Source organism: Paenibacillus rigui, from assembly GCF_002234615.1.
Classification (GTDB): Bacteria; Bacillota; Bacilli; order Paenibacillales; family NBRC-103111; genus Paenibacillus_S; species Paenibacillus_S rigui.
The window spans coordinates 402,410-429,358 of the sequence record NZ_NMQW01000017.1 but is presented as its reverse complement, the minus strand read 5'-3'; the positions used below and the strand labels follow the sequence as shown (position 1 = coordinate 429,358).

Here is a 26,949-nt window from a genome sequence, read left to right as displayed (position 1 = left end):
ATGAAGGTTGGCATCATGGGAGGGACCTTTGATCCTATTCATATCGGTCACCTGATTGCGGCACAGCACGCTTATGAGCAAGCGGGGCTTGACGAGGTGTGGTTCATGCCGACGAACGTGCCTCCGCATAAGGAACACGCGCCGAAAGCTTCTGCGGAGCAGCGTTTGCATATGGTAAAGCTTGCTGTGGAATCGCATCCGTATTTTCGTCCGCTCGATATCGAACTTCGCAAAGGCGGCATATCCTATAGTATCGATACCGTGAAGCTGCTCCTTCAGGAGCATCCCGGCATTCATTTTTCTTATATTATTGGAGCGGATATGGTGCAATTTTTGCCGAAGTGGTATCAAATCGGGGAGCTGGTCCACTTGATTTCGTTTATCGGGCTCAAGCGGCCAGGCTATATTTTGGACCTTGAGGATTTGCCTGAACAAGTACAGGCAGCCGTCACCTTGGCGGAAATGCCGTTGATGGAGCTATCCTCGACGAGAATCCGCAACCGCATAGCCAACGGGCAATCCGTCCGCTATATGGTACCCGACCGCGTATACGAATATATAGAGGAGAACGGTATCTATGGAACGCAAGCAGTTGATTGAAGGAGTGAAAGCCCAGATGCCCGCCAAGCGGTGGGAGCATACATTGGGCGTGATGGAAACCTCGGTATGGCTTGCGCGTAAATACGGCTGCGATGCGGATAAAGCTTATATCGCCTCGATATTGCACGATGTATGCAAGTATTGGCCTGTTCAGGAGCAGGCCAAAGTGATCCGGGAGCAGGGTCTGCCTCAGGACCTGCTGGATTATGACAAGGAGCTATGGCATGCGCATGCCGGTGCTTATATTGCGAAACGCGATTACGGGATTGACGATGAGGCTATATTGGACGCCATCCGTTATCATACTTCAGGCAGGGAGCATATGACGCTGCTGGAGAAGGTGGTTTGCTTGGCGGATTATATGGAGCCCGGGCGGGATTTCCCTGGAGTGCATAATATTCGTGAAATCGCCGAACATAGTGTAGAGAAGGCATTGCTTACCGCGTTCGATGGAACGATACGGTTTTTGCTGGAACATGGGAAAAAGGTGTATCCGCAAACGCTTTACGCGCGAAACGGCCTGATTGATGAAATCAAACAGTCGGAGCTGCCGGAGTCTTAGCTATTCGTGATTAAGGATAGCGCAGCGGCGGGCATAGATTTTCCCGGGCCTTAGCAAAACCTTGGATAGATACAATAATGGCAAAAGAAAACGTCTAGGAGGACATGGAATGAGTGTAAATCCAGATCAATTGATGAGTTTAGTCGTTGACGCGGCTGACGATAAAAAAGCGATGAATTTGATCACATTGAATCTGCAGGGCATTTCGATGATTGCAGATTATTTTGTGATTTGTCACGGGAATTCCGAAACACAAGTACAGGCTATTGCAACGGAGGTTCGGAAAAGAGCGGAAGAGCATGGTGCACAGGTACGCGGGATGGAAGGTATGGATACGGCGCGCTGGGTGCTGGTCGATTTGGGCGATGTAGTGGTCCACGTGTTCCACCGCGATGATCGTGAATATTACAATATTGAACGGCTTTGGTCGGATGCGAAAGTGGTAGAGAGAGTATGAGTCTGGAAGCGGGTAAGTGGTATGATCTGGAGGTAGCGAGAGAAGTATCGCCTCACGGATATTTCTTGACGGATGGTGTGCAGGATGTACTCCTGCATTACAGTGAAGCTGTAGGCGATGTTCCTGTCGGCGAGGAAGTCGAAGTGTTTCTGTTCTATGATTCGGAGGACCGTCTGGCGGCAACGATGCGCGAACCGCTAATTCAGCTGGGTCAAGTGGCTCTGCTGGAGGTTGTCGATATTCACCGCCGGTTCGGCTGTTTTCTTGAAATGGGCTTGGGCCGTCATTTGCTGCTGCCGTTCAGAGAGCAGCCGGAGCTGCCAGAGCTCCGTCCCCAAGTTGGGGATAAGGTATTCGTTATCCTCGCCCATGACCGTCAGGGAAGATTGATCGCGAAGACGGCGAGTGAGCATGATTTGAAGCCATTGTGCTTCGATGCACCAGCCAGCTGGAAGAACACTACGGTCAAAGGCCGGGTGTACAAGCCGCTGCAAATGGGCACCTTCCTCGTACTCGACGGAGGCGTGATTGGCTTCGGCGTGATCGGGATGATTCATTCCTCCGAACGGACGCGTCTTCTGCGTCTGGGCGAAGAGGTTGAGGTGCGCGTAGGGTATGTGCGTGAAGACGGCAACGTCAACTGCACGATGAGAGCACCGAAGGAAGCAGGACGTGATGAAGACGCCGAGCGGATTCTGGCTGTGCTGCGGGAACGGCCTAATGGGGCTATGCCTTATTCGGACGAGACGCCGGCTGATGTGATCATGCAGCGGTTCCAGATTAGCAAGTCGGCTTTCAAACGGGCTATCGGAAAGCTGATGCGTGAAGGTTTGGTATACCAGCAAGGCAGCTGGACTCATTTGAAGCAGGAAGCGCAGCAAGAGCAATAATATGAGCTTTACCTACCGGCTCTGGTTTGCCGAGGGGCTCTGCTAGAGCGATGTAATGTCGCTAGCGGACAACCAGCCTCGCAGCAGAGACGGTTTTTTTTGTGCGTAGATAAGGAAGGGGATGAATGGAATGGCTTATGATCGGTTCGCATACCATTATGATCGGCTTATGGAAGAAATGCCTTATCCGGCATGGCTTGATTTTCTCAAACAATGCTGGATAAAGAACGGACAACCCAGGTCGATTGTAGATTTGGGCTGTGGAACGGGAGCTTTGTCTATACCATTGGCCAAACAAGGATATGAAGTGTACGGCATCGATTTGTCGGAGGATATGCTGGCGGTCGCTCAGCAAAAAATGCAGGAGAGCGAGCGTGCGCAGATATTTCCTGCGGGAGGCTCTATTGCTTGGCTTCAGCAGGATATGCGGGAGTGGGAGCTGCATCGGCCGGTGGATGCGGTCATCTCCATGTGCGATTGCATAAATTATTTGCTCGAGGAAGAAGAGGTTGCCCAAACCTTCGTTCAAGTTTTTGAAGGGCTGAATCCGGGCGGGACGTTCGTGTTTGATGTTCATACTCCTTATCAGCTGCAAGCTTATGCTGAGGAGCAGCCGTTTTTTTTGAATGAGGATGACATTGCCTATATTTGGACTAGTGAGCTGGATGAGGAACGCTGTGAGATTGAGCATGCTTTGACGATTTTTGTCAAGGAGGAGCCTTACCATGGTAACGGAAACCCCTTGTCATCCCAACCGGCGGAGGGGCAGGAACGATTTCGTCGTATAGATGAATTGCATGTGCAAAGGGCTTATGATTTGGCATGGATGAAGCAGCAGCTGCAGGCCGCAGGCTTTCGGGACATTGAGACATATGGGGATTTTGCATGGAAGCCGGTGACGGATACGACACAGAGAGCATTTTTTGTGGCACATAAATAGCATGTTCTGGATGGCTTGTTTTGTTAAAGGGACAGAATGAGCCGCACAATGCAAAGGATCATCCCCCACAGCGGCAAGGATAATACAATTCCGTTCCAAAGCCCTGACATAGTTGTCACCTCTCGTGAAAAATAGTGTATTCGATGAATTTGTCCCTAGTTTTCCCAGTTTATGCGGAATCTAATCCGGGAGCAGGCCGTGCACACTTGACATGTTTGGCGATTTTTACATATAATCGCTTTATATCCACATAGCTGTGATAAGAAGTAGTAACTTGGCGTCATTTGGCAGAGAGCCGGCGGAAGGGTGCAAGCCGGTAATGATCAAGAGTGAACTCGTCTTGGAGCCAGAGGAGAAAAGCTGGAATCGAAGCCGCGGTTAGTCACCGTGACTTGCAGCCGGCCCTAACCCTCGTCGTTGCCCCCGCGTTAAGGGGAAGAGTGAGCACGGGCAAAGCATGCCCGCTGTTAACTAGGGTGGTACCACGGGAAGCATGCCTCTCGTCCCTAGCGTTGCGCTAGCGATGAGGGGCTTTTTTGGTAGCATAGAAAGCACGAACGTTTTCCGTTAAATGTTGAAGGAGGAGCAAGGAAATGACGCAGGAAGTGAAAGAACAGCAAGGCTACAACCCTTTGGTCGTGGAGCCGAAATGGCAGGCGTATTGGGAACAAAATAAGACATTCAAAGTGCTGGAGGATGACAGCAAGCCTAAGTTTTATGCGCTGGATATGTTTCCTTATCCATCCGGTGCAGGGCTGCACGTAGGTCACCCGGAAGGCTATACTGCAACGGATATCGTATCCCGCTATAAGCGGATGCAAGGCTATAACGTACTTCACCCGATGGGATGGGACGCATTCGGTTTGCCGGCTGAGCAGCATGCTTTGGACACAGGCAAGCATCCGCGGGACATTACGTTCAAGAATATCGATAATTTCCGCCGTCAAATCAAATCGCTAGGCTTTTCCTATGATTGGGACCGTGAGATCAGCACAACGGATCCGGAGTATTATAAATGGACACAGTGGATTTTTATCCAGCTCTACAATAAAGGCTTGGCTTACGTAGACGAGGTACCGGTAAACTGGTGTCCTGCGCTTGGAACCGTACTGTCCAACGAGGAAGTCATCGACGGCTTGAGTGAGCGCGGCAACCACCCGGTCATCCGCAAACCGATGCGTCAATGGGTACTGAAAATAACCGAATATGCGGAGCGTCTGCTTGAGGATCTGGAAGAGCTGGATTGGTCCGAATCCATTAAAGACATGCAGCGCAACTGGATCGGCAAATCCACGGGCGCTGAGGTAGAGTTCGTGATTGACGGTCACGCGGGTGAAGGGTTGAAGGTATTCACCACACGCCCGGATACGCTGTTCGGAGCGACCTATTGCGTTATGGCGCCGGAGCATGAGCTGGTATCCCGTATTACGACTGCTGAACAGGAAGCGGCGGTTAAAACATATCAGGAGAAGGCGTCCCGCAAAAGCGACCTGGAACGTACGGATTTGGCAAAGGACAAAACAGGTGTGTTCACAGGGGCATATGCTATCAACCCGGTGAACGGCAGCAAAGTGCCGATCTGGATTGCGGATTACGTACTGGGCGGTTATGGTACCGGAGCCATTATGGCTGTACCTGGACACGACCAGCGTGACTGGGAGTTTGCGAAGCAATTTGATCTGGCTATCGTGGAAGTCGTTCAAGGCGGGGATGTAACGAAGGAAGCTTACGCAGGCGACGGCGCGCATGTGAATTCGGAGCTGTTGAACGGTCTGAACAATGAACAGGCGATTGCAAAGATGATTGAATGGCTGGAATCGAACGGAAAAGGCCATGGCAAAGTTACGTATCGTCTGCGCGACTGGCTGTTCAGCCGCCAGCGCTACTGGGGAGAGCCGATTCCAATTTTGCATTTGGAGGACGGCACGATGAAGACGGTCCCTGTGGACCAATTGCCGCTGCTGCTGCCGGATGTGGATCACATCGCACCTTCAGGCACAGGGGAATCCCCTCTGGCCAACGTGACGGAGTGGGTCGAAACGGTAGACCCGGAAACCGGCATGAAGGCTCGCCGCGAGACGAATACGATGCCGCAATGGGCGGGAAGCTGCTGGTACTACCTGCGCTTTATCGATCCGAAGAACGATAAGGAGCTGTGCTCGCCGGAGCTTCAGCGCAAATGGCTTCCGGTTGATCTGTATATCGGCGGTGCCGAGCATGCCGTACTGCACTTGCTGTATGCCCGTTTCTGGCATAAAGTGCTGTATGACTTGGGTGTCGTCGAAACGAAAGAACCGTTCTACAAGCTGGTCAACCAAGGCATGATCTTGGGTGAAAATAATGAGAAAATGAGTAAATCCCGCGGCAATGTCATCAATCCGGATGAAATCGTGAATGAATTCGGTGCGGATACGCTGCGCTTGTATGAAATGTTTATGGGCCCGCTTGAGGCTACTAAGCCGTGGAATGTGAACGGGGTGGAAGGCTCTTACCGGTTCTTGGGACGTATTTGGCGTTTGTTCGTTAATGAAGAAGGTCAGCTGAACAATAAAGTGACTGCGGATGCTTCGCAAGGCAGCGATGCTTTCAAACGCGTATGGCATCGTACGATCAAGAAGATTACGGAGGACATGGAGGCGCTGCGGTTCAACACTGCGATCAGCCAATTGATGATTTTCATCAATGAAGCGTATAAAACCGACGTTTTGCCGAAGCAAGCCATGGAGCATTTCGTACAATTGCTGTCGCCGATCGCACCTCATTTGGCTGAAGAGCTCTGGGAGAAGCTGGGTCATACCGAATCCATCACCTATGCAGCTTGGCCGACCTACGATGAAGCTTGGACTGTAGATAACGAAGTCGAAATCGTCATTCAGGTGAACGGTAAAATCGTCGAGCGCCAGAGCGTCTCCAAGGACGCCGATGAAGCGGCACTGCAGGAGCTTGCTATGGGACTGTCCAAAGTCCAGGAAGCGATGGCAGGCAAAGCTGTGCGCAAGGTGATCGCGGTTAAAGGCAAGCTGGTCAACATCGTAGTAGGCTAATCGGTCCGAAGCTGTTCATCAGCATGAACCAAACAAATAACCGCTCTGCAGCAGGCGACAAGCCATACGCAGGGCGGTTCATACCGGAATAGCGAAAGCATCGCTTTAGTCCACCTTGGTGTTCAAAAACTGTGCTTCCAGCTTTTCCAAATCCTCTTCGTATTTAGCATGAGTTGTGCGGATCACATGGTTGAACATTCCGCGCAGCTCTTTTTCCATTATGCGGAGTCCTTCGGCAGTAATCCCTCCCGGAACGGATACGCGTTTTTGAATAGCCTCCGGCGTAAACCCGCCTGTGGTCAGGAGCTTGCCGGTGCCCAATGTCATTTCACTGGCTAGTTGGGTGGCCTCTTGCTCCGATATACCGGTTTCCTGAACGGCGGCATCGACAAATTTTTGAATGAAATAGGAGAGGAAGGCGGGGCCGCAGCTGGTAAGATCGGACGATACTCTTGTGTATTTCTCGGATACGCGAATAGGAGCGCTAATATGGGAAAGCAAGTTTTCCAGAACCTCTTCGTCTTCAACGGTCATGCGGTCACTGTAAATACAGAGTGTCGCTCCGCTTAACGCATAGTTGGTGATGCTCGGAATGATTTTGGCGATTTTGCATCGGGCTTGCTCCTCAAGGTGCCGGATTAGCACTGGACTGGTGATCGAAATCAGTATTTGTGAAGGATGGACGGTTTCCCCGATTTCAGCGAGAACGGCTTTATAGTCGCCAGGTCTCACACAGATGAAGAACATATCGCTGTTGCTCACAACGTCTATATTGGACACAGCGATCCGCAAGCCGGGGTAAGATGCTGCCAATCGCTCCACTTTATCGATCGTACGGTTTGTTGCCACAATTTGATCCGGGTTCAAAGCTCCCGATTGAATGAATGCTTCGATGAGTATACTGCCCATGCTGCCTGTGCCTATGAATCCTACTCTCATGACCATCCCCCCTGAATAACTGCAGCCTTCTTAATCCATATGAGCTAAAGGTGGTGAATATGTTAATTTCTTTGCAGCAAGGATGTCTTCTTGACACTTACGGATAAATAAGAATGGAGGGAATGGATGATTCATGTCGGGATGGACCTGGAATAAAAAGACGCTTCCGCTTGTTTTGGTTATATGCTGCATGATCTTAGGCGTGTGTGGCTGGTTCGGATATTCGTTGTGGATTGAAGCCTCTCATGCACAATCGGGCTGGCGTACCGCAGATGAGGAAATGCGTGAATTGCTGTCGGAGCAGTCGGATAGCGACAGGGCAGGGAAGGAACAACCTGCAGCTGCAGCCGGCTCAGGGAAGAGCAAGGGAGCGAAGGAGGCGGATAGCTCCTCGGGTTCCTCGGAACAAGCCAAGACGGCTAGTTCAACCACGAATGCGAGTGAGGGGAAATCATCACCACAGGTCCAGCCGCCAGCGCAGCCGGAGCCGTTGACAGAGGGGAAAGCCGCTGCCAAAATTCCATTGAACACAGCTAATGTCCAGCAGCTGACGGCGATTCCGGGGATCGGGGAGAGTAAGGCGAAGGCGATCGTTGCCTACCGGGATCAAATGGGGGGACGGTTTCAGCATGTAGAGCAGCTTCTGAACGTGAAGGGCATAGGGGAGAAGCTGCTTGAAAAAATGAGGCCTTATCTTACTTTGGAGCCTTAATCCGATAAAGCATAACAGCGCTTCCGTTTTTTTACCAAATATGAGAAAATAGTATGGATACTCGCAGTATTCAAGTATGGATACTAGCAGCATTCATCCCATTTGCCTATTTTAAAGGAGGAACCACCATGTCAGAAGAACGTAAGCTAGGCCTTGAAACACTCGCAGTTCACGCAGGACAAGAGATTGATCCAACGACAATGTCCCGCGCTGTGCCGCTTTACCAAACGACATCTTACGGCTTCCGCGATACGGATCATGCGGCAAACCTGTTTGCGTTGAAGGAGTTCGGCAATATTTATACGCGTTTGATGAATCCGACGACCGATGTGTTCGAGAAGCGGGTTGCGGCATTGGAAGGGGCGCCTGCGGCTTTGGCTACCGCGTCGGGACAAGCAGCCATTACTTATTCGATTCTTAACATTGCAGGCGCCGGCGATGAGATTGTTTCCGCGGCAAGTCTGTATGGCGGTACATACAATTTATTTTCTACGACATTGCCGAAGCTGGGCATTCATGTGAATTTTGTAGATCCGACCGATCCGGAAAATTTCCGCAGCGCGATTAACGAGAAAACAAAAGCGATTTTTGCCGAATCGATTGGAAATCCGAAGGGCAACGTGCTGGATATTGCAGCGGTTGCCGCTATCGCTCATGAGAATGGCATTCCACTCATTATCGACAATACGTTCCCAAGCCCGTATTTGTGCCGTCCTGTCGAGCATGGGGCAGATATCGTCGTTCATTCGGCTACCAAATTTATCGGTGGACACGGTACTTCCATCGGCGGTGTCATCGTAGACGGCGGACGTTTCGATTGGAAGGCAAGCGGCAAATTTCCGGGTCTGACCGAGCCGGATCCAAGCTATCATGGCGTCGTGTATACGGATGCCGTAGGTCCTATCGCTTACATTATTAAAGCCAGAGTACAGCTGCTGCGCGATATGGGGGCTGCCATTTCCCCGTTCAATTCGTTCCAGCTGCTGCAAGGCTTGGAAACGCTCCATCTTCGTATGGAACGTCACAGCTCCAACGCACTGAAGGTAGCACAGTTTCTTGAAGCACACGAGGCGGTGGATTGGGTAAGCTATGCTGGGCTGCCGAGCCATCCTTCTTATGATTTGGCTCAAACCTATCTGCCTAAAGGTCAGGGGGCGATTATGACGTTCGGCATTAAAGGCGGAGTTGAAGCAGGCCGCAAAGTGATCAATCATGTGCAGCTGTTCTCGCATTTGGCCAACGTCGGGGATTCCAAGTCTCTAATCATTCATCCGGCGAGTACGACGCATCAGCAATTGTCCGAGCAGGAGCAGGAAGCTGCAGGGGTAAGCCCGGGCATGATCCGTCTATCCATCGGTACAGAATCCATTGATGATATTTTATATGATTTGGATCAAGCGATTGCTGCCAGTCAGAAGGCGTAAGATTAGATAAAGATGAGATAGGATTGGGAGAGATCATACATGCGTAAAGATTGGGATACCTACTTCTTGGATATGGCTTATATGGCTTCGACGCGATCCCAATGCAGCCGCAGGCATGTAGGGGCGGTGCTGGTTCAGGGTAAAAAGCTGCTGGGCGCAGCGTATAACGGCGCTCCCATGGGCGTACCTGACTGCTCGGAGGCAGGCTGCATGCTGGTAGAGGAGTTCGAGCTTCTCAATCAGGGAGGTGACGAGCAGGTAGTCAAAAAACAGCGCTGCATCCGGACGATTCACGCCGAGCAAAATCTGCTGCTTTTCACGGATCCGAAGGATCGGGAGGGCTCCGTCGTTTATGTCACGGATCAGCCGTGCTGGACCTGCGCCAATATGCTGGCGAACAGCGGAATCAGTGAAATCGTGTATCACCGGCCGTATCCCAAGGATAGTGACAAGGTCAAGTCGCTGATGCAGCAAAAAGGAATTACCTTCCGCTGCCTGGAAGCGTATGAGCCTCCGCAGGGGACGATGGCCGAAGTCCAGCATTAATTTGAATAGCTTTGCCTGAGGAAGAACCTCTTTCACTGCTTGCAGCAGCGGGGAGGTTCTTTTTTTGTCGATATATTATTAGAAGGAGGCGAAAGCCATCCAAAGGCCTATCGTTGCCGTAACGCTGCTGTGGACTGCTGGTTACGCATTAGCGATCATTGCTCCGCTATCCAAGCTCTCTTTTACTACCAGTCTTATACTGGGTATTGTATCCGTTCTGCTCTGGCTGGTGCCTTTTCCCGGGCATAAAATCGTTTGCGGTTTGCTGTTCATAGGAATTGCCGCGGGATATTATGGGGGTTATGATCGGGTCAACCATTCTTCTTTATCCGACAGTTTCGTTTCATCGGATACGTTCGTGACGGGGACATCGGTTTCTTTGCAAGGAACGATTGCTACCCCGGTGGAGGTGGATGGGGATAAGGCCACTTTTATTTTGGAGTCGGATGGGAAGGGTTCGGAACGGTTTCTTGTGAACGTCAAGTTGTTGACGAAGCGGGAACAGGAATCGGCCTTGCAGTGGAGCCGAGCGGATAAGGTGTCATTGCTGGGCACAGCCAAGCTGCCCGAGGAAGCGCGCAACTTTGGCGGCTTCGATTACCGGCGTTACTTGCGGCTGCAGCATATTCATTGGCAGGTCGCCGTGAAGGGAGCTGAGCAGCTGGAGGTGCATCCGCCCTCTTCCTGGAATTGGCGGATGCTTCTGCGTTGGAACGACCAGCTGCGGGATCGGCTGGGCAGCGGCGTGGAACAATTGTTTCCTGAGGAGCAAGCCGGCTTTATGAAAGGAATGCTGATCGGGCTGACGGATGATTTGGACCCTCAGCAGTTTCAGCAGTTTTCTCAGCTGGGTCTGACTCACATCATCGCGATTTCGGGCTTGAATGTGACAATTTTTTTGGGTTGCCTGGTTTGGCTCATGCGGAAGCTGGGCTTTACGAGGGAAACGTATTTAATTACAGCGATGATCATGATGCCCTTATATATAGCGGTTACAGGAGCTTCCCCATCCATTGTCCGGGCAGGTCTGATGGCCTTGATCGCTTTGTATGCCGCCTACCGCCATGCTTTGAAGGATGGGCTGCATGTCGTCCTTTTGGTTGGGCTCGGGATGCTGGTCTGGGAGCCGTACTATTTGCTCGATGTCAGCTTTCAGCTGTCTTTTCTGGTAACTATCGGCCTCATTCTCGGCGTTCCTGCGGTAAACCGGCTGCTGCCCATCCGATCCCGTTCCTGGAGAGACGCGCTATCGATTGCTATCGTCGCTCAAGCGGTTTCGTTTCCCGTTTCCATTTATTATTTCAATCAATTCTCGCTGCTTTCTTTAGCCGCGAATCTTTGTCTTGTTCCTTTATTCAGCATGGCTGTGATGCCTGCCGGAACGGCGGCTATGCTGCTGGGGTTAGCTTATTTGCCTGCGGGGAAGGCAATTGCCTGGGCTGTTGCGAAGCTAAACGGCTGGATATTCTGGCTGGTAGATCTGGCCAGCGGCTGGGATGCCTTTCAAACGATTTGGGGTACGCCTGGCTTCGCCTGGATTGCTTGTTATTATGGCGGTGGTGTTCTTTTGTTATATGGGGTGTACCTTTACAAGGAAGGGCTGCGGCCAGCAGAACAAAGACCTATGCTTGGATCGCATACGATGAGGTCGCCGCTGTCCGAGGGCTTGAAGGCTTCCGCCATCCCTTTGCTGCTTGCCTTCGGGACGCTTTGGATGATGCTGCTTTTGTTCTGGGGCTACTATGCCGAGCGTTGGAGCAAGGATGGGGAGGTGGATTTCATTGACGTAGGGCAAGGGGACAGCATCCTGGTTCGTTCTCCGGTGAGCCGCAGCATCCTACTGATTGATGGAGGGGGAACGGTGTCTTTCCGTAAGCCCGGGGAGGAGTGGAAGGAACGGAAGGATCCTTATGAAGTAGGGCGGAAGCTGCTAGTTCCTCTGCTCAAGAAAAGAGGGATACAGCAGATTGATTACTTGTTCATCTCCCATCAGGATGCCGATCATATCGGGGGGCTGCAGGCAGTGCTGGAGCAAATTCCGGTAAAACAGCTCGTATTTAACGGAACCTTCAAGCCAGGCCCAGCGGTGGAGAAGCTGTTTGAAACGGCGTTAGATAAAGGGACTCAGCTGGTTAAAGCCTATTCCGGCGATATCTTGGAGGTAGATGAAGTGACCGCGCTGCATATGCTGTTTCCTTTTCAGGAGGAAAGAGAAGCGCCGATTCGATTGGAGAAGGAGCAAAATGGACAATCTATTGTGTTTGTGATGAAGATGCAGCAGACAAGGTGGTTGTTTACGGGGGATGTGGATCAGGCGGGGGAAGAAGCTGTGCTTCGCAGGCTGAAGCAGCAATCCGCAGCAGGAGATAGAGTAATTGACCCTGCTTTCGGTGCAGCCCTTTCCAATACCCCGGAGGAGGCGGCAATCTTACCCGTCGATGTGTTAAAAATTGCTCATCACGGAAGTAAGACCTCTTCAAGCCCGGCGTGGTTAGACGCGTGGAAGCCAAAGCTTGCAGTCATTTCAGCAGGGGCTCATAATATATACGGGCACCCGAATGCTCAGGTGACGGATCGATTGCATGAGCGGAGAATAGGCGTTTTTCGAACCGACCGGCAGGGCGAGATTCAAATGCGTGTGAATTCTGACGGGGAGATACGGGTAAGGACCAAGCTGATTCCATAGATGGATAGCCGCATAAAGAAGTTGAATGATGTATAAGACCGGGGATACGGAACAATCTAGAATAGAGTTACGGTTGGCAGGCTTTCGCGTGAAGAAAAAAATAGATATTTACCCGTTGACATACCCTATGAGGGTATAGTATATTAGTTTCAAGAGGTGAGAGCATAATGGATGAATTCGTAGCGGGTGCACACCAGGATTGCTGTACGAATGAGGGTGAGAGGAAAAGTCATCACTCAGATAAAATGAAGTCGAATCTTATTTCCCGGCTGAATCGCATCGAAGGTCAAATCCGAGGTGTTAAAGGATTAATCGAGAAGGATACTTATTGCGATGACGTACTGAATCAGATAGCCGCCATCCAATCTGCTTTGAATAGTGTAGGCAAGCTTCTGCTGGAAGGTCACATGAAAAGCTGTGTCATTGAAAGAATTCAGGCAGGCGACCAGGAGGTCATCGAGGAGCTTCTTGTTACAGTGAATAAATTAATGAAATAAACCAATTGGAGGGTATCGATATGACAAACGTAAAATTAAAAGTGGAAGGTATGTCTTGCGGACATTGCGTCAATTCTATTGAAGGAGCGTTGAAGCAGCTTGGAGCATCCGCTAAAGTGGATCTCGGCGCCAAATCCGTATCTGTAGATTATGACGAATCCAGCATCACATTAGCAGCGATCAAAGAGGCGATAGAGGAACAAGGCTACGATATCGTGTAATGCGGTTATGGAGCCATCGGGAGATGGCTCCCTTATTCGCTCTAAAATATACCCCCGCAGGGTATTTTGAGAAGTAAATTATAAGAAGCAGGTGAAGAGTATGAGCAACGCTGCAGCATCCGAATCCAACCAGCAAGCTACTTTGGAAATATCCGGCATGACCTGTGCCGCATGTGCGAATCGAATTGAAAAGGGACTTAACCGATTGGATGGTGTTAAGCATGCCACAGTGAATTTTGCTATTGAGACTGCGCATGTGGAATTCGAATCCTCCGCTGTGACGATTGACGATATGGTTAAAAAGGTAGAGCAGCTGGGATACAAAGCCCAGCTTCAGCAATCCGCGAATGAGACAGGAGCTGGGCGCAAGGCTCACTTGCAAAAGCAAAAGGTAAAGCTGATCACCTCCGCGGTATTATCCATTCCTCTCTTATGGGCGATGGTCGGTCATTTTTCATTCACTTCGTTTATCTGGCTCCCGGATTTATTTATGAATCCATGGTTTCAGCTGGCACTTGCTACACCCGTGCAGTTTGTCATAGGATGGCAGTTTTATGTAGGTGCATTTAAAGCATTGCGCGGCGGAAGTGCCAACATGGATGTGCTAGTTGCACTGGGAACGTCAGCGGCTTATTTTTACAGCTTATATTTAACATTTCAATCACTCGCCAATACCGGACACGGTCATGGTCAGGTGGAGCTCTATTATGAGACCAGCAGCTTGTTAATCACATTGATTCTGCTTGGTAAGCTGTTCGAGGCTATGGCCAAAGGCCGGTCTTCGGAAGCCATCAAGTCTCTCATGGGCCTGCAGGCGAAGACAGCTTATGTTCTCCGTGACGGGGAGGAGCTGCAGCTGCCTCTGGACAAGGTGATTTTAGGAGATATCGTGCTGGTAAAGCCGGGAGATAAAATTCCTGTGGACGGCGAAGTGCTGGAGGGGGTGTCCTCTGTCGACGAATCCATGCTTACCGGAGAAAGTATTCCTGTGGAAAAAAGGGCCGGAGACCAGGTTATCGGTTCGACGCTCAATAAGAACGGGGTGCTGAAAGTCAAAGCGCAGAAGGTCGGCAAGGAGACTGTGCTTGCGCAAATTATTAAAGTCGTTGAGGAAGCGCAGGGCTCTAAAGCGCCGATTCAGCGGGTGGCCGACGTGATCTCCGGTATTTTCGTACCGATTGTTGTCGGAATTGCGTTATTGACGTTTCTGATCTGGTATTTCGCAATCCAGCCCGGCGATTTTGCCGAAGCATTGGAGAAAGCGATAGCCGTTCTCGTTATTGCTTGCCCCTGTGCCCTTGGTCTGGCTACTCCTACATCAATTATGGCGGGCTCCGGCCGTGCCGCAGAGCTGGGCATTTTGTTCAAAGGCGGGGAGCATCTGGAGGCTACACACCGGATTCAAGCGATGATCCTCGATAAAACCGGAACGATTACTAAAGGAAAGCCCGAATTAACGGATGTCCTGGTGGAACAAGGGTTTGAGGAACCGTTCCTGCTCCGTCTCGTCGGGGCGGCAGAGAAGCTATCGGAGCACCCGCTTGCAGAGGCGATGGTGGAGGGGATCCGTCACAAAGGCATTGAGCTGCCTAATGCGGAAGCATTTGAAGCGATTCCCGGGTACGGAATACGTGCTGTTGTTGATCAGAGAACGATTCTGGTCGGCACCCGGAAGCTCATGACCCAAAATAATGTCAGCATGGCTTCAGAAGGGGAACGCCGGATGGAACAACTGGAATCGGAAGGAAAAACAGCGATGCTGATTGCCGTAGACGGTCGTTTTGCAGGGATCATTGCCGTGGCGGATACGATAAAAGAAACGTCCAAAGAGGCGGTTGCCCGCTTGCAGTCCCAAGGCATTGAAGTGTTAATGATTACGGGAGATAACGAGCGAACAGCCAAAGCTATTGCTGCTCAAGTCGGAATCGATCGGGTGCTGGCCGAGGTACTGCCGGACGGGAAAGCCGCTGAAGTTAAAAAATTGCAGCAGCAAGGCAAGAAAACCGCCATGGTCGGCGACGGCATCAATGATGCGCCTGCATTGGCATCCGCAGATATCGGTATGGCTATTGGAACCGGAACAGACGTGGCGATGGAAGCTGCCGATGTGACGCTGATGCGCGGAGATCTCAATAGTATTCCGGATGCGATAGCTATGAGTAAGAAAACGATGGTCAACATCAAGCAAAACTTGTTTTGGGCGCTTGCCTATAATGTCATCGGCATTCCGATTGCCGCCCTCGGATTTCTTGCTCCGTGGTTAGCGGGCGCAGCAATGGCACTAAGCTCCGTATCCGTCGTCCTGAATGCACTTCGATTGCAAAAAGTAAAGCTTCATGACCGGTAAGGTTTAGCCGCAATGAAAAATGGCGATTCTGACAGTAATCCAATTTATGAATGATGGAGGGAATTGGTTTTGAAAAAACGATTAGTTATACTTATCGCGATTATGATAGCTCTGACAGCATGCAGCAAGACAACTTCGGAGCAGATGAAGCAAGGAGGCGCCGGGTCGGCAGACCATGGCGGACATGGGGGGAATCACGGCGAAGAGGCCAAAGCGGGAGCCGGTGCATCCGTTCAAGCTCTGTGGAAGCTTTCTTCGGCGAAGCCGATGGCCAAGCAGAACACCACGCTCACCTTGCAAATTCAAGACGGTCAAGGCAAGCCGATAGAAAAGTTTGATATCAATCATGAGAAGCAAATGCACCTGATTGTTGTCAGCAAGGATTTATCTTATTTCGACCATATTCACCCTGAATATAAGGGGAAAGGCGTCTTTGAAGTGTCCACGGCCTTTCCGGCCGGCGGAGAGTATAAGCTGGTTGCCGACTTCATTCCTGCAGGGATGACGGCCACTACACAAACCCATTGGATTCAGGTCGAAGGTGAAAAGGCACCGCAGGTGCAGGTACAACCGGAGGCGCATTTGGCCAAAACGGCGGACGGAAAAAACATCACCTTGACCACAGACGGACAGTTGGCGGCAGGCAAGGAACTGACGCTGAAATTCCATATGGAAGATGCCGCTACGAACCAGCCGGTCACGAATCTGCAGCCATACCTCGGGGCGGTGGGACATGTAGTCATTATGAGTGCGGATGCCGAGCAATACCTGCACGTTCATCCGATGGATGAGAAATCAACGGGACCCGATGCCCTGTTCATGACGACGTTCCCCAAAGCAGGTATTTACAAAGTGTGGGGGCAATTTCAGCAAAACGGCAAAGTCTTTATCGTCTCTTATGTAATCCAGGTTTCCTGATGAAATGAAGCAAGCTTGCAGCTGCTTATACGATAAAAGGAGTGTTCGGGATGCTGCCATTTATTCCCCCGATGATCGTCCGAATGGGGAAAGAGGCGTTCGATGACGACCGGTACATTTTTGAACCCAAATGGGATGGGTGGCGGCTGCTGATTTATAAAAGCCGGAACAAAATTGAAGCCTATACCCGAAACGGACGGCTCGTAACGCATCAGTTTCCTGAGCTTCAGGAGGCTTTGGGGGCCATTGAGGCGAATGAGGCTATTCTGGATGCGGAAGGGATTTGCATAAGGAACGGCAGACCGGTGTTTGACGATTTTGCCTTTCGGGGGCGCTTGAGCAAGCAGAACCGCATTGAACAAGCGCGGTGGACGCACCCGGCGACCTTTGTCGTATTTGATGTGCTGTACGCGGGAGGTTTTCTGTACGACGAGCCTCTGATGAGCCGTAAAAAGCATCTCGAAGACATCCTCCGTCCCACTCCCGTCATCACTCCAACCCTGTTCGTAGAGGGGGAGGGGACGTCGTTGTTCCGATTAATGAAACAGCAAAAGATGGAGGGCATTGTAGCAAAGCGGAAAACCGGCATGTATACGCCGGGCAAAGTATCGACCGATTGGCTGAAGATCAAGCACTGGAATACCATCGACACGGTCATTTTAGGCTATCGGACGCATCCCCGCTTTGCACTTATCGTCGGACTTCAATTCCGAACCATCCGCAACAAAAAGGTTTCGACAGTAGAGCTCGGGTTTAAACCCCAAGACAAGGAATGGTTTTTAGAAGTGGCTCCGGTTCTGCATCAGGGGAAAGCTGGAGCTGTGCAATGGGTAGAGCCGAAGCTTTGCTGCCGGATCGATTATTTGGAGAGAACTGATATGCATCAGCTCCGCACCTCGATATTCCGAGGCTTTCTTCCGGAAAAAAAGCCCGAGGAATGCGTTTGGCCTTACGAATAATTCACAAGGTTCAACAGGATTCGTCATTTTACACCCATTTACAGGAAAACGCATTCAGGACATAATGGAAGGACGGTTCGTCCAAATATGTCCAAGGAGTGGTTGTAATGTCCAAATCCATTTTGATCGTGACAGGTGACGCAGCAGAGGTGCTGGAGGTGTATTATCCGTATTACCGTGTATTGGAGGAAGGGTATCAAGCCGTCATTGCCGCACCGGTCAAAAAAGTGCTGCACACGGTTGTGCATGATTTCATTGAAGGATGGGATACGTACACAGAGAAGCCGGCACACTTGCTCCCGGCGCATATCGGATTCGCCGATGTCCAACCGGCGGATTATGACGGATTGATTATTCCCGGTGGCAGAGCGCCTGAATATATTCGATCGGACAAGCATTTACCGGCGATCCTGAGCCACTTCTTGGAGAGCAACAAACCGGTCGGCGCCATTTGTCATGCGGCTCAAGTCTTCTCGGCGCTGAAGAACACAGCCTATTTTGAGGGAAGAACAATGACCGCCTATACGGCTTGCCGCTTCGATGTGGAGCAGCTCGGCGCGACCTATGGCAGCGAGACGCTGCATGTGGACGGCAATCTGGTGTCAGGCCACGCATGGCCCGATTTGCCTGGCTTTATGAGAGAGTTTCTAAGACTGTTGAAATAATAGACACTAGCGAAAGCAGCGTTTCCCGTCAGGGAAGACTGCTTTCTTCTCTTGAATCCGGGTACTGCTTCTGTTATATTAATTGTTTGTGAGGCGCCCGTTGGGTGGTTCTCGCGGGTGGGTGAGGGATAACAAAGAAGAAGGAAGCGCATGAAAGCAATGAATCGTTGGAAAGCGATCGGGCTTGTATTAACGGGTGCCGCTTCATACGGCTTATTATCGTCGTTTGTAAAGCTTGGGTACCAACAGGGGTTTACCGCCGAAGAAGTGACCGGAAGCCAGGTGTTTTTCGGTTTTATCGGGCTGTGGCTCCTCAGTTTGTTTCAGCTTCGGAAGATGAAGAGCGTGACCCGCCCGGTTATCGTGAAGCTGGTGTTAAGCGGAACATTTACCGGGTTGACCGGCTATTTTTATTATCACTCGCTTCAAAGCCTGGATGCGTCTTTTGCCGTTCTGTTATTATTTCAATTCACTTGGATGGGCTTGCTGCTGGATTGGGTTCTGGAGCGCCGAGTGCCTAACCGGTATCAGTGGATTGCAGTCGTCATGATATTGGCAGGGACCGTTCTTTCCTCCGGCATTCTGTCCGGCTCGCTAACGCGTATCAACGCAAGCGGGATCGGTCTCGGGTTATTGGCGGCGTGCTGCTATACGCTGTTTATTTACTTTAGCGGACGGGTAGCCACACATTTGCCTGCGTTAATCCGCACGACCTGGATGATCACCGGCGCAGCGCTGATCGTATTGACGCTCATGCCTCCCCGGTTTTTATGGAATGGGGCATTGGGGGAAGGACTTTGGCTGTGGGGGATTTTACTCAGCGTGCTCGGTATGATCGTCCCTTCCTATTTATTTGCCAAGGGCGCGCCGCATATGGCTACGGGTTTGGCAGCCGTACTCGGCTCCGTTGAGCTGCCGGTCGTCATTGTTTGCTCGGCTGTGCTGCTTAAGGAAACGACTACTCCGATGCAGTGGATCGGCATTATGGTTATCCTGCTGGGTATCGCAGTATCGGAACGTAAAGTAAGAGTCCGAACGGCTTCCACAAGCTAGCTGCAGGGCTGGGATGCCCGACGAGTCACGTATACGAAAAAAAGAAAAGCACGGATCGGCCCGCAGCAGGCTATCCGTGCTTTTTGCATTAATATAAAGCTTTATCGATAGGAAGGCTTTGTCCGCTCCAGGCTTTCTTCGCGGTCCAGTCCGCTTCGCCCTGCCAGAAGGGATCGCTTGCCGGCAAGCCAAGCGGAAGGAAGACGGCCGCGCACAAATACAAGCTGCCTGTGGAAATGTAAGGCTCTCCAACCTCCGGTTGATGGCCGCAGAAGCCGATGGTCAGCCAGCCGTTTTCGTCAAACGTACCAGGCGCTTCAATCATTCGGCGAATCACTGCGGTCAAAGCGCAGCGTACCTGCGCAGGCTTCAGGCTCGCATCAAGCCGCTGCTGGAGCGCCATCTGACTAAGCAGCTGGAAGGCGCCGAAACGATACGCGAGCGAACGCCCTACAGCAGGGAACGTACCCTCCGGTGAAATAAGCCGTTCCTGCTGAACCGCGTAGCGCTTCGCGCGAAGCACGACTTGTTCCTGCATCGCGGCCCACGCTTCTTCCTCGTGGCCTACTTTTTCGATAATATCGACTAGCATCGGCTGAATGACGAAGCTGTTGTAATAATCTGCATGGAAATCCGGTCCGTCCCCGTAAGTGCCATCGCCTTTATACCAGGTCTCGTGCTGCCTCAAGGCGTAATCGATCCGCATCCGGTCCCAGTCTCCGGCACCTGCGATGTAGAGCGCGGTTTCGATCATAGCCGCGAACAGCAGCCAGTTGTTATAGCCGGGCTTGCGCGTGCGTGTTGCTTTCAATGCCGCAACGACATTTTGCTGCACCCGCGGCTCAAGCTTATGCCACAGCTCTCCAGGTGCGCGTACGATGGCGTGGGATAAAAAGGCCGCATCCACGATGGGCTGGTAGCCTTCCGAGAAATTCATGAAGTCCGGGGACGCCGGATCGGTTGCCGCATCCATCGCTTCCCGAGCCCATGCCGCGTAATGCTCGCGCAAACGGCCCTCTTCACCGTCAGTGCCGCCGGATTCAAGCCAAGGAGCCATACCGGTTAACAACCGCCCCAATGCCTCCAAATGTGTATAGAGATGGCGGTCCTCCACCTTGCGTTCGATTGGCATCGTAGCTTTTAGTTTGCGGTTCGTGAGTTGAAATAAAACCGGCTGGGCTATTCGGCTCAGCGTATCGATCCAATAATTACGGTCTTCATGTACATACGGCATCTGTTTATTCCTCCCGGTTGACTTCGGCAAATAGGTTCCAATACGGTCATTTTATAACAAAAAAAGACAAGGGTCATTGGTGAACCTGACAATTATATTTGTGGATTTCTCCTTCGTTTTTATGGAAAGGGAGATTTCGTTAGAAATGAGAGTGCCCTGACGGCTGGCTGATGGCAGAAGGAAGCAGGTATACCTGAAGCTGAAAATTTGATATCCTTGAATAGAGTCTGTTTTCAGGGATGTTTCATATTTTAATGCAACATTTTTAAATCCTACAACGTTTATATGGTTGCAAGAGAGGGGGATCCCAGTGGTAGCGCCAGAACTGATAAAGGCTGCCCAATCGGGCGATCGCGACGCTCTAATTACCCTACTGCGTGAAATAGAAAACCATGTGTATCGAACTGCTTATTACATTCTGGGCAATGAGCAGGACGCCATGGATGCCGCACAGGAAGCGTTAATACGAATTTATACGAAAATCAACTCATATGAGGAGAAGGCGCAGTTTAAGACGTGGGTGCAGCGGATTGTAACCAATTTGTGCATCGATAAATTTCGCCGGTCCAAGCCTACGGTTTCGATTGAGCAGCACGACATGAACTTTACTGCGAGCCTTACGGTAGAAGACGAGGTGATGAGCGGGTACGTTGCCCAGGACATAAGGGAAGCGATTGACAAGCTTCCGGAGCATCACCGTTCCGTGGTTGTGCTGCGGTATTTACAGGATTTTTCCTACAATGAGATTGCGGAATCATTAGATTTGCCCATTAATACCGTGAAATCCTATTTATTTAGGGCAAGGGCACAGCTGCAGACCTTACTGAAAGATTATAAAAAGCCCCGAAGCGATGCCATGCATGGCTGACCGCTTGCGGTTGACGTGAGTAGATCTTGGATTTCTACTTCGTTGTTGTAAGATATCCCTTGTGAATCGAGAAGAAAGGTAGTGTGCGGGATGATTTGTCAAGAGGTGATCGAACTGATGCAGAGATACCTCGATCAGGATCTCGATGAAACAGAATATAATGCTATGCTCCGCCATATACAGCAATGCGACGATTGCGCGGAGCTGTTCCAGCGCCTCGTTTCGTTGTCTCATGAGCTGGAGCAGCTGCCCAAGGTGACGCCTTCCTACAGCCTGGTCGATGCTATTATGCCGAGGCTGGATCGTATCGATGCAGGTGTCCCGTCTGTGGAATTGCCTGCTGCTATTGACAGCGCGCAGCCGTCCGATCTCGCCGCCGCTTCCGAACGCAGTTCGTATAAGGCACCCGTACAACAAGAGACGGGCTGGCGCAGTCGGCTGCGCGGTCTGGTATCGGTACGCATGATCGGCGGCGTTGTTGCAGCAGGACTTGTTCTCGGGTTTTTCATTTTCGAGCAGCAGCAGAAGCAGCACGATATGACCAACGCGGATGCAATACTGCTGCCAAGTGGAAGCGCAAGTCAGAAAAGCACCCGCAGCGATGCGGCAGCCTCCACAAGCGCCGGGGCTATGGAGTATAAGGATGCTGCGGAGCGGAACCAGGCGGAGTCCAAAGCCTCTGACGGGACGGGGGCCGCTTCGATGGACTCAGCGAATGCGGCGGGCGCGGATACGCCTCAGACGTCTGCCATGTCAGGCGGAGGGGCGGCGCTGAAGCAATCGACGGAGCCGAAGACATCGGAGCCGAAGGCCCCGGCCTCACAAAGTCCGGCTGCGAAAATAACGGCTCCGGCCAACGGAGCGGCGGCGTCCGTATCGGATGCCAAGCCGGCAGAAACGAATGCTGCGCAGGCACCGGCTCCCGATTCGTCGCAGCCGTCCTCCGTAGAGGGGCCGGTGCTGAATGAGCAGCAGCGCTCTTTATTGGACCAGCCTCCGTTGAATGCAGCTGCAAGCGATGCCGCCTCCTTGAGAAAGGCTCCAGCCGGCAGTGAAGCGCAAACGGCGCCTCCGGCAGAAGCCGTACCGAGTCAGCAGCAGCCCAAGATGCAAATCACAGCCCCGACACAGGGCTTTGCCGCTTCAACCGATAGCGGGGCGGATGCGGCCGCGAAGAAGCCGGAAGAAGCTGCGGGGCTTTATAGCCTGAATAAGGCTAAAGTTTCGGAGAGCACGGATGCGTCCAAGACCAAAACTTCGTTGGATGGAGCCTTCACCGCAGCTTTGAGCGAGGATCGCTATGTGGTCATTACCGACAAGCAGGGCAAGAAGATATACACTTCCCATCAATGGTCGGCTTCCGCTCAAGTGACACTGGGGGAATGGAGCGCGGACAACAAGCTCACCTACCAGATCACGGAGAACCAACAAAAGGTTACTTACGTGCTGGACCCGGTGAAGCAAACGGACGCGAAGCAGGGATAGCACAGCAAAGAAAAAAACAGGGCAGGGCCGCAAACCTATTCACATGTGCCTGCCCCGATGCATAGGATATGGTAAATAAAGCTTACGATAACGCGATCGTATGACCACCAAGAGGAAGGTTTCTAGAGCTTTCCTCCAAGTGTTTATATAGATGGGGTTTCGTGCAAAGGGATTAAGTCGGAAACCGGCAGGTTTTGACGTAATCCCTTTGTTGTTTTACAATGCTTGGTATAGAAAGAGGTGGGCGAATAGATGGACTACAAACAGGCGATGAAGCAAATTCAGAAGGGGCATCCTGCCCCTATATACGTATGCTTCGGGGCTGAAACTTACTTGGTGCATGCTTTCATCGATAAATTGGCCGCACGGTTGATTGAACCGGAGCATCGTGAATTTGCCGTGTCCAAATATGATTTGTCGGAGACGCCATTGGATGTGGTAATTGAAGAAGCGGAGACGCTTCCGTTTATGGTTCCGCGGAAGCTGGTGATTGCCTCGAATGCATGGTTTCTGACGGGGGCAAAGGAAAGCACGAAGGTAGAGCACAAGCCTGAGCGGCTGCTTGAATATATGAAAGCACCTGCCGATTTTACAGTTATGGTATTCACGGTAGATGCGGACAAGCTGGACGAACGTAAAAAGCTCGTCAAATCCTTGAAGGAAGCGGATACGCTGGTCGCTTGCACCTCCCTTTCCGCAGATGATTTAACCCACTGGGTCAAGCAGGAGGCGGACAAGGCCGATATTCAATTTGCGCCCGGCGTGATTGAACAATTCATTATGTATACGGGGACAAGCCTGCAAGCTTTATCGAGCGAGCTGGAGAAGTGCGCATTATTCGTCGGCCGAGGGGGTACCTTGACATCCGATGCATTGGAACAGCTGGTGACGCGCAGTATAGAGCAAAACATATTCATTCTGATTGAGCATATTGTTCAGCTTCAGTTGGATAAGGCATTCACGATGCTTTCCGAGCTCTTAAGAAGAAAAGAGGAGCCGATCAAGATCATGGCCTTGATTGCCAGACAATTCCGGATTATGCTTCAGGTCAAAGATTTGCAGCAGCAAGGCTATTCCCAGCAGCAAATGGCTTCTCAGCTGGGGCTTCATCCTTATGCAGTGAAAGTGGCTGCGGGACAGTGCGCAAGGTTCGAGCAGAAGCGGTTAGCCGACATCATGAGCCAGCTCTCGGATTTGGATTATCAGATGAAAAGCGGCAAGATCGATAAAGTACTCGGACTCGAAATGTTTCTGCTTCGATTGGCGGCCTAATTCAAAATCTGGAGTTGATGAGCTGTGATCTTGAGATCGACGGGGCCTTTTTTGCGGAGCATCGAATTGGAAAGGGAGCGTATTTCCTCTTACCGGCAGTATCCGTTCCATCTCGGCGCAATCCGGGATTTAAAGCAGCTGAAGCTTCATCCGAAGGTCACTTACATTGTCGGTGAGAACGGGGTGGGGAAATCTACGTTAATGGAATCGATAGCGGTTGCTTGGGGGTTCAATCCGGAAGGCGGTACGCGGAATTTTACGTTTTCGACCCGTTCCACCCACTCCAACCTGTATGAATACATTCGGTTGGTCCGCGGAGTGCACAAGCCGGATGACGGTTTTTTCTTTCGCGCCGAGAGCTATTACAACCTAGCGAGCAATATCGATGATATGGATAACGAGCCGTCTGCCGGGCCATCCATTAAATCGTATTACGGCGGGAAATCGCTGCACGAGCAATCTCATGGCGAATCCTTTTTCGCTGCATTTCTTCACCGCTTCGGAGGCCGGGGCTTGTACATTCTGGATGAGCCGGAGGCGGCATTATCCCCATTCCGACAGATGGCGATGCTGTCGCGGATCCATGAGCTGGTGAAGCAGAATTCGCAATTCATCATCTCGACGCATTCTCCGATTCTGATGGCTTATCCGGATTCGTTTCTTTATTATTTAACCTCGGATGGCATTGAAAAAAGGTCATTGGAAGAAACCGATCATTATATTATCATGAAGCAATTTCTGAATCAAAAGGAGAAGATGGTTCGTGAATTGTTCGAGGATGCTTGAGGGGAGAGCCCGTTATATGGCAATGAGAAAGCCTCTATTGCAAAGATGAGCCACCGCGTTAAGCAGCAGGTTTTACCGCCAATAAGCATTTTGCTTTCCGATTCGTCGGAAAGTTATAAATTGTTATGTGGTAAAAAAAACGACCGTTCCCGAAGGAAGGTCGTTTTTTCGATCTTACGCTTGTGCAGAAATCGCGTTCAGCTTTTTAGCAAGACGGGATTTTTTGCGAGCAGCGGCATTTTTATGGATTAAACCTTTGGTCGCTGCTTTATCCAGCTTTTTGCTGGCAGTAACCAAGGCTGCTTGTGCAGTTTCCACATTGTTGCTTGCAGCAGCAGTTTCGAAGCTTTTTACTGCAGTGCGAAGAGCGGATTTGTGAGATGCATTGTTCAAACGACGCTTTTCACTTACTTTTACTCTTTTGATTGCGGATTTAATGTTCGGCATTGACGTTCACCTCCTACTACAACTTACATAAAACGCACATTTTCATGTTTGTTGACAACTCTTGATATTCTAACATGCCCCATATTAAATTGCAATAGAGTTGCGGACAGGTTGGGGAATTCTTTCTGCCTAAAGCATCGGAATGACAGCTCTTGCTGCATAAGGCCTTGCAATTTTTCACACAATAGACAAGGATGCACATGCAGAAGGGAGACAACCTCAGATGGATTTAAGCGCATATTCCGTTCGCACAGACTTGGCGCTGGAGGCACACGATTTGGCTGCCCCTGCGGGTCAAACGATACCGGGTGTACATACGTCGGCACAGGAACTGGATGGAATTCGGATTAGCACCGTAGATATTACTTCGGAAGAAGGCTCTCGCGCCATTGGCAAGCTTCCCGGCCATTATATCACGCTAGAGGTGCCTGAGCTCCGTAAAAAGGACAGCGCCCTGCAGGATAGGGTCGCTACCGTTTTTGCCAAGGAATTTGAGGCTTTCCTGCAAAAGTTGAATATTCGTCCTGATGCCAAGGTGCTCATCATCGGCTTGGGGAACTGGAATGTGACGCCGGACGCGCTAGGTCCGATTGTAGTGGAGAATATCATGGTCACGCGGCACTACTTCGAGCTGATGCCGGGTCAGGTAAGCCCGGGCTATCGGCCTGTCAGTGCAGTAGCTCCGGGGGTTCTTGGTATCACAGGAATCGAAACGAGTGAAATCGTTCAAGGGATTGTTGAGAAATCCAGCCCTGATTTGGTCATTGCCATCGATGCGCTGGCCTCCAGGTCATTGGAACGGGTCAACACGACCATTCAAGTAGCGGATTCGGGGATTCATCCGGGATCAGGCATAGGCAACAAGCGCAAAGGACTCACGCTTGAATCGTTAGGGGTGCCGGTCATTGCCATCGGCGTGCCAACGGTAGTCTATGCATCTACAATTGTTAACAACGCATTTGATATGATGCATCACCATTTCCGGCAGCAGACGACGAATACGGGAGAAATTTTGGGACTGCTTGACAATATGCAGGAGCAGGAAAGATTGGAACTGGTCAGAGAAGTTCTGAACCCGCTTGGGCATGATCTGCTGGTGACCCCCAAAGAAATCGATCAGTTTATCGAAGATATCGCCAATATTATCGCGAGCGGCTTGAATGCAGCGCTCCATGAGGCGGTAGATGCGGGTAATGTATCGGCTTATACCCACTAAGCGTCGCAGAGAAGAGCTGTCCTGTGCCTTGGAGTTGGAGGCCACTGAAAACTGTGGCGGAGTGTACGGAATCATTCTGTAGAAGGGAGCGATTGGAACAAAGATCCGTCCATGCCACATGCAGCCGTAGCTTTTTCAGCGGCCTCGTTCCTTGGGGCGGCTTTTTTTGTTGGGAAATAAA

At 51.2% G+C, this 26,949-nt stretch carries 25 protein-coding genes; 22 read left to right on the top strand and 3 right to left on the bottom strand.

All coding sequences use genetic code 11. The annotated features are described in order from the left end of the window. From CF651_RS13190 to leuS, 6 genes are all read left to right on the top strand, one after another. Positions 1 to 600: a nicotinate-nucleotide adenylyltransferase gene (locus CF651_RS13190; protein WP_094015312.1), complete on the top strand. Its 600-nt coding sequence runs from the start codon at positions 1 to 3 to the stop codon at positions 598 to 600. Next, on the top strand, positions 578 to 1,162 hold the full coding sequence (gene yqeK, locus CF651_RS13185; RefSeq protein ID WP_094015311.1) for a bis(5'-nucleosyl)-tetraphosphatase (symmetrical) YqeK: 585 nt from the start codon (positions 578 to 580) through the stop codon (positions 1,160 to 1,162). Before CF651_RS13190 ends, yqeK begins: the two co-directional genes overlap by 23 nt. Positions 1,163 to 1,271: 109 nt before the next feature. Then, the gene (gene rsfS, locus CF651_RS13180) at positions 1,272 to 1,619 is read left to right on the top strand and encodes a ribosome silencing factor (RefSeq protein WP_094015310.1); all 348 of its coding nucleotides are present in this window, start codon (positions 1,272 to 1,274) and stop codon (positions 1,617 to 1,619) included. Continuing rightward, positions 1,616 to 2,509: a CvfB family protein gene (locus CF651_RS13175; protein ID WP_094015309.1), complete on the top strand. Its 894-nt coding sequence runs from the start codon at positions 1,616 to 1,618 to the stop codon at positions 2,507 to 2,509. Before rsfS ends, CF651_RS13175 begins: the two co-directional genes overlap by 4 nt. 130 nt (positions 2,510 to 2,639) lie before the next feature. Continuing rightward, entirely contained in the window at positions 2,640 to 3,449 is an 810-nt protein-coding gene (locus tag CF651_RS13170) for a class I SAM-dependent DNA methyltransferase (protein ID WP_094015308.1), read from the top strand. A gap of 593 nt (positions 3,450 to 4,042) precedes the next feature. Further along, complete coding sequence (gene leuS / locus CF651_RS13165) at positions 4,043 to 6,493, top strand: leucine--tRNA ligase (protein WP_094015307.1); 2,451 nt, start codon at positions 4,043 to 4,045, stop codon at positions 6,491 to 6,493. A 105-nt stretch (positions 6,494 to 6,598) separates the two neighbouring features. Here leuS and comER read toward each other — a convergent pair whose 3' ends face one another. After that, positions 6,599 to 7,432, bottom strand: a complete 834-nt coding sequence (gene comER, locus CF651_RS13160) for a late competence protein ComER (RefSeq protein ID WP_094015306.1) — start codon at positions 7,430 to 7,432, stop codon at positions 6,599 to 6,601. Between the two features lie 133 nt (positions 7,433 to 7,565). Between comER and CF651_RS13155 the strand changes: the two genes are divergently transcribed. The 11 genes from CF651_RS13155 to CF651_RS13105 all read left to right on the top strand — a co-directional run bounded on the left by CF651_RS13155 (position 7,566) and on the right by CF651_RS13105 (position 19,460). Further along, positions 7,566 to 8,144 carry a ComEA family DNA-binding protein gene (locus CF651_RS13155; RefSeq protein ID WP_094015305.1) on the top strand — a complete coding sequence of 193 codons (579 nt, stop codon included), beginning with the start codon at positions 7,566 to 7,568 and terminating at the stop codon, positions 8,142 to 8,144. 128 nt (positions 8,145 to 8,272) lie between these two features. Further along, complete coding sequence (locus CF651_RS13150) at positions 8,273 to 9,568, top strand: homocysteine synthase (RefSeq protein ID WP_094015304.1); 1,296 nt, start codon at positions 8,273 to 8,275, stop codon at positions 9,566 to 9,568. A gap of 39 nt (positions 9,569 to 9,607) precedes the next feature. Beyond that, positions 9,608 to 10,114, top strand: a complete 507-nt coding sequence (locus CF651_RS13145; protein ID WP_094015303.1) for a deoxycytidylate deaminase — start codon at positions 9,608 to 9,610, stop codon at positions 10,112 to 10,114. Between the two features lie 97 nt (positions 10,115 to 10,211). After that, positions 10,212 to 12,800 carry a DNA internalization-related competence protein ComEC/Rec2 gene (locus CF651_RS13140; protein ID WP_094015302.1) on the top strand — a complete coding sequence of 863 codons (2,589 nt, stop codon included), beginning with the start codon at positions 10,212 to 10,214 and terminating at the stop codon, positions 12,798 to 12,800. Between the two features lie 167 nt (positions 12,801 to 12,967). Next, positions 12,968 to 13,297 carry a metal-sensitive transcriptional regulator gene (locus CF651_RS13135; RefSeq protein WP_094015301.1) on the top strand — a complete coding sequence of 110 codons (330 nt, stop codon included), beginning with the start codon at positions 12,968 to 12,970 and terminating at the stop codon, positions 13,295 to 13,297. Between the two features lie 20 nt (positions 13,298 to 13,317). Then, the gene (locus tag CF651_RS13130; RefSeq protein ID WP_094015300.1) at positions 13,318 to 13,518 is read left to right on the top strand and encodes a cation transporter; all 201 of its coding nucleotides are present in this window, start codon (positions 13,318 to 13,320) and stop codon (positions 13,516 to 13,518) included. Positions 13,519 to 13,618: 100 nt separating this feature from the next. Continuing rightward, complete coding sequence (locus CF651_RS13125; protein ID WP_094015299.1) at positions 13,619 to 15,865, top strand: heavy metal translocating P-type ATPase; 2,247 nt, start codon at positions 13,619 to 13,621, stop codon at positions 15,863 to 15,865. Positions 15,866 to 15,934: 69 nt separating this feature from the next. After that, positions 15,935 to 16,783 carry a hypothetical protein gene (locus tag CF651_RS13120; protein ID WP_179232792.1) on the top strand — a complete coding sequence of 283 codons (849 nt, stop codon included), beginning with the start codon at positions 15,935 to 15,937 and terminating at the stop codon, positions 16,781 to 16,783. Positions 16,784 to 16,833: 50 nt separating this feature from the next. After that, entirely contained in the window at positions 16,834 to 17,742 is a 909-nt protein-coding gene (locus CF651_RS13115) for an ATP-dependent DNA ligase (RefSeq protein ID WP_094015298.1), read from the top strand. Between the two features lie 107 nt (positions 17,743 to 17,849). Next, positions 17,850 to 18,407 carry a DJ-1/PfpI family protein gene (locus CF651_RS13110; protein WP_094015297.1) on the top strand — a complete coding sequence of 186 codons (558 nt, stop codon included), beginning with the start codon at positions 17,850 to 17,852 and terminating at the stop codon, positions 18,405 to 18,407. A gap of 150 nt (positions 18,408 to 18,557) precedes the next feature. Then, positions 18,558 to 19,460 (top strand): EamA family transporter, encoded by a 903-nt coding sequence (locus CF651_RS13105; protein ID WP_094015296.1) that lies wholly within the window; start codon positions 18,558 to 18,560, stop codon positions 19,458 to 19,460. An 88-nt stretch (positions 19,461 to 19,548) separates the two neighbouring features. Here CF651_RS13105 and CF651_RS13100 read toward each other — a convergent pair whose 3' ends face one another. Beyond that, positions 19,549 to 20,694, bottom strand: a complete 1,146-nt coding sequence (locus CF651_RS13100) for a DUF2264 domain-containing protein (protein ID WP_094015295.1) — start codon at positions 20,692 to 20,694, stop codon at positions 19,549 to 19,551. A 310-nt stretch (positions 20,695 to 21,004) separates the two neighbouring features. On the opposite strand from CF651_RS13100, the gene CF651_RS13095 reads away from it, so the two are divergent. The 4 genes from CF651_RS13095 to CF651_RS13080 all read left to right on the top strand — a co-directional run bounded on the left by CF651_RS13095 (position 21,005) and on the right by CF651_RS13080 (position 25,105). Continuing rightward, the gene (locus CF651_RS13095) at positions 21,005 to 21,562 is read left to right on the top strand and encodes an RNA polymerase sigma factor (RefSeq protein ID WP_094015294.1); all 558 of its coding nucleotides are present in this window, start codon (positions 21,005 to 21,007) and stop codon (positions 21,560 to 21,562) included. Positions 21,563 to 21,652: 90 nt separating this feature from the next. Beyond that, on the top strand, positions 21,653 to 23,047 hold the full coding sequence (locus CF651_RS13090; protein WP_094015293.1) for an anti-sigma factor family protein: 1,395 nt from the start codon (positions 21,653 to 21,655) through the stop codon (positions 23,045 to 23,047). A 252-nt stretch (positions 23,048 to 23,299) separates the two neighbouring features. Then, positions 23,300 to 24,319, top strand: a complete 1,020-nt coding sequence (gene holA, locus CF651_RS13085) for a DNA polymerase III subunit delta (protein WP_094015292.1) — start codon at positions 23,300 to 23,302, stop codon at positions 24,317 to 24,319. Positions 24,320 to 24,349: 30 nt separating this feature from the next. Further along, on the top strand, positions 24,350 to 25,105 hold the full coding sequence (locus tag CF651_RS13080; protein WP_425436262.1) for an AAA family ATPase: 756 nt from the start codon (positions 24,350 to 24,352) through the stop codon (positions 25,103 to 25,105). A gap of 174 nt (positions 25,106 to 25,279) precedes the next feature. On the opposite strand, the gene rpsT is transcribed toward CF651_RS13080, so the two are convergent. Beyond that, the gene (gene rpsT, locus CF651_RS13075; RefSeq protein ID WP_094015290.1) at positions 25,280 to 25,552 is read right to left on the bottom strand and encodes a 30S ribosomal protein S20; all 273 of its coding nucleotides are present in this window, start codon (positions 25,550 to 25,552) and stop codon (positions 25,280 to 25,282) included. A gap of 223 nt (positions 25,553 to 25,775) precedes the next feature. Between rpsT and gpr the strand changes: the two genes are divergently transcribed. Then, positions 25,776 to 26,768 carry a GPR endopeptidase gene (gene gpr, locus CF651_RS13070; protein WP_094015289.1) on the top strand — a complete coding sequence of 331 codons (993 nt, stop codon included), beginning with the start codon at positions 25,776 to 25,778 and terminating at the stop codon, positions 26,766 to 26,768. Positions 26,769 to 26,949 lie beyond the last annotated feature (181 nt).

Excerpts from the sequence above, each read along its gene's own strand:
- CF651_RS13190 (WP_094015312.1), top strand. The coding sequence starts at position 1 with ATGAAGGTTGGCATCATGGGAGGGACCTTTGATCCTATTCATATCGGT.
- yqeK (WP_094015311.1), top strand. The coding sequence starts at position 578 with ATGGAACGCAAGCAGTTGATTGAAGGAGTGAAAGCCCAGATGCCCGCC.
- rsfS (WP_094015310.1), top strand. The coding sequence starts at position 1,272 with ATGAGTGTAAATCCAGATCAATTGATGAGTTTAGTCGTTGACGCGGCT.
- CF651_RS13175 (WP_094015309.1), top strand. The coding sequence starts at position 1,616 with ATGAGTCTGGAAGCGGGTAAGTGGTATGATCTGGAGGTAGCGAGAGAA.
- CF651_RS13170 (WP_094015308.1), top strand. The coding sequence starts at position 2,640 with ATGGCTTATGATCGGTTCGCATACCATTATGATCGGCTTATGGAAGAA.
- leuS (WP_094015307.1), top strand. The coding sequence starts at position 4,043 with ATGACGCAGGAAGTGAAAGAACAGCAAGGCTACAACCCTTTGGTCGTG.
- comER (WP_094015306.1), bottom strand. The coding sequence starts at position 7,432 with ATGAGAGTAGGATTCATAGGCACAGGCAGCATGGGCAGTATACTCATC.
- CF651_RS13155 (WP_094015305.1), top strand. The coding sequence starts at position 7,566 with ATGTCGGGATGGACCTGGAATAAAAAGACGCTTCCGCTTGTTTTGGTT.
- CF651_RS13150 (WP_094015304.1), top strand. The coding sequence starts at position 8,273 with ATGTCAGAAGAACGTAAGCTAGGCCTTGAAACACTCGCAGTTCACGCA.
- CF651_RS13145 (WP_094015303.1), top strand. The coding sequence starts at position 9,608 with ATGCGTAAAGATTGGGATACCTACTTCTTGGATATGGCTTATATGGCT.
- CF651_RS13135 (WP_094015301.1), top strand. The coding sequence starts at position 12,968 with ATGGATGAATTCGTAGCGGGTGCACACCAGGATTGCTGTACGAATGAG.
- CF651_RS13130 (WP_094015300.1), top strand. The coding sequence starts at position 13,318 with ATGACAAACGTAAAATTAAAAGTGGAAGGTATGTCTTGCGGACATTGC.
- CF651_RS13125 (WP_094015299.1), top strand. The coding sequence starts at position 13,619 with ATGAGCAACGCTGCAGCATCCGAATCCAACCAGCAAGCTACTTTGGAA.
- CF651_RS13115 (WP_094015298.1), top strand. The coding sequence starts at position 16,834 with ATGCTGCCATTTATTCCCCCGATGATCGTCCGAATGGGGAAAGAGGCG.
- CF651_RS13110 (WP_094015297.1), top strand. The coding sequence starts at position 17,850 with ATGTCCAAATCCATTTTGATCGTGACAGGTGACGCAGCAGAGGTGCTG.
- CF651_RS13105 (WP_094015296.1), top strand. The coding sequence starts at position 18,558 with ATGAAAGCAATGAATCGTTGGAAAGCGATCGGGCTTGTATTAACGGGT.
- CF651_RS13100 (WP_094015295.1), bottom strand. The coding sequence starts at position 20,694 with ATGCCGTATGTACATGAAGACCGTAATTATTGGATCGATACGCTGAGC.
- CF651_RS13090 (WP_094015293.1), top strand. The coding sequence starts at position 21,653 with ATGATTTGTCAAGAGGTGATCGAACTGATGCAGAGATACCTCGATCAG.
- holA (WP_094015292.1), top strand. The coding sequence starts at position 23,300 with ATGGACTACAAACAGGCGATGAAGCAAATTCAGAAGGGGCATCCTGCC.
- rpsT (WP_094015290.1), bottom strand. The coding sequence starts at position 25,552 with ATGCCGAACATTAAATCCGCAATCAAAAGAGTAAAAGTAAGTGAAAAG.
- gpr (WP_094015289.1), top strand. The coding sequence starts at position 25,776 with ATGGATTTAAGCGCATATTCCGTTCGCACAGACTTGGCGCTGGAGGCA.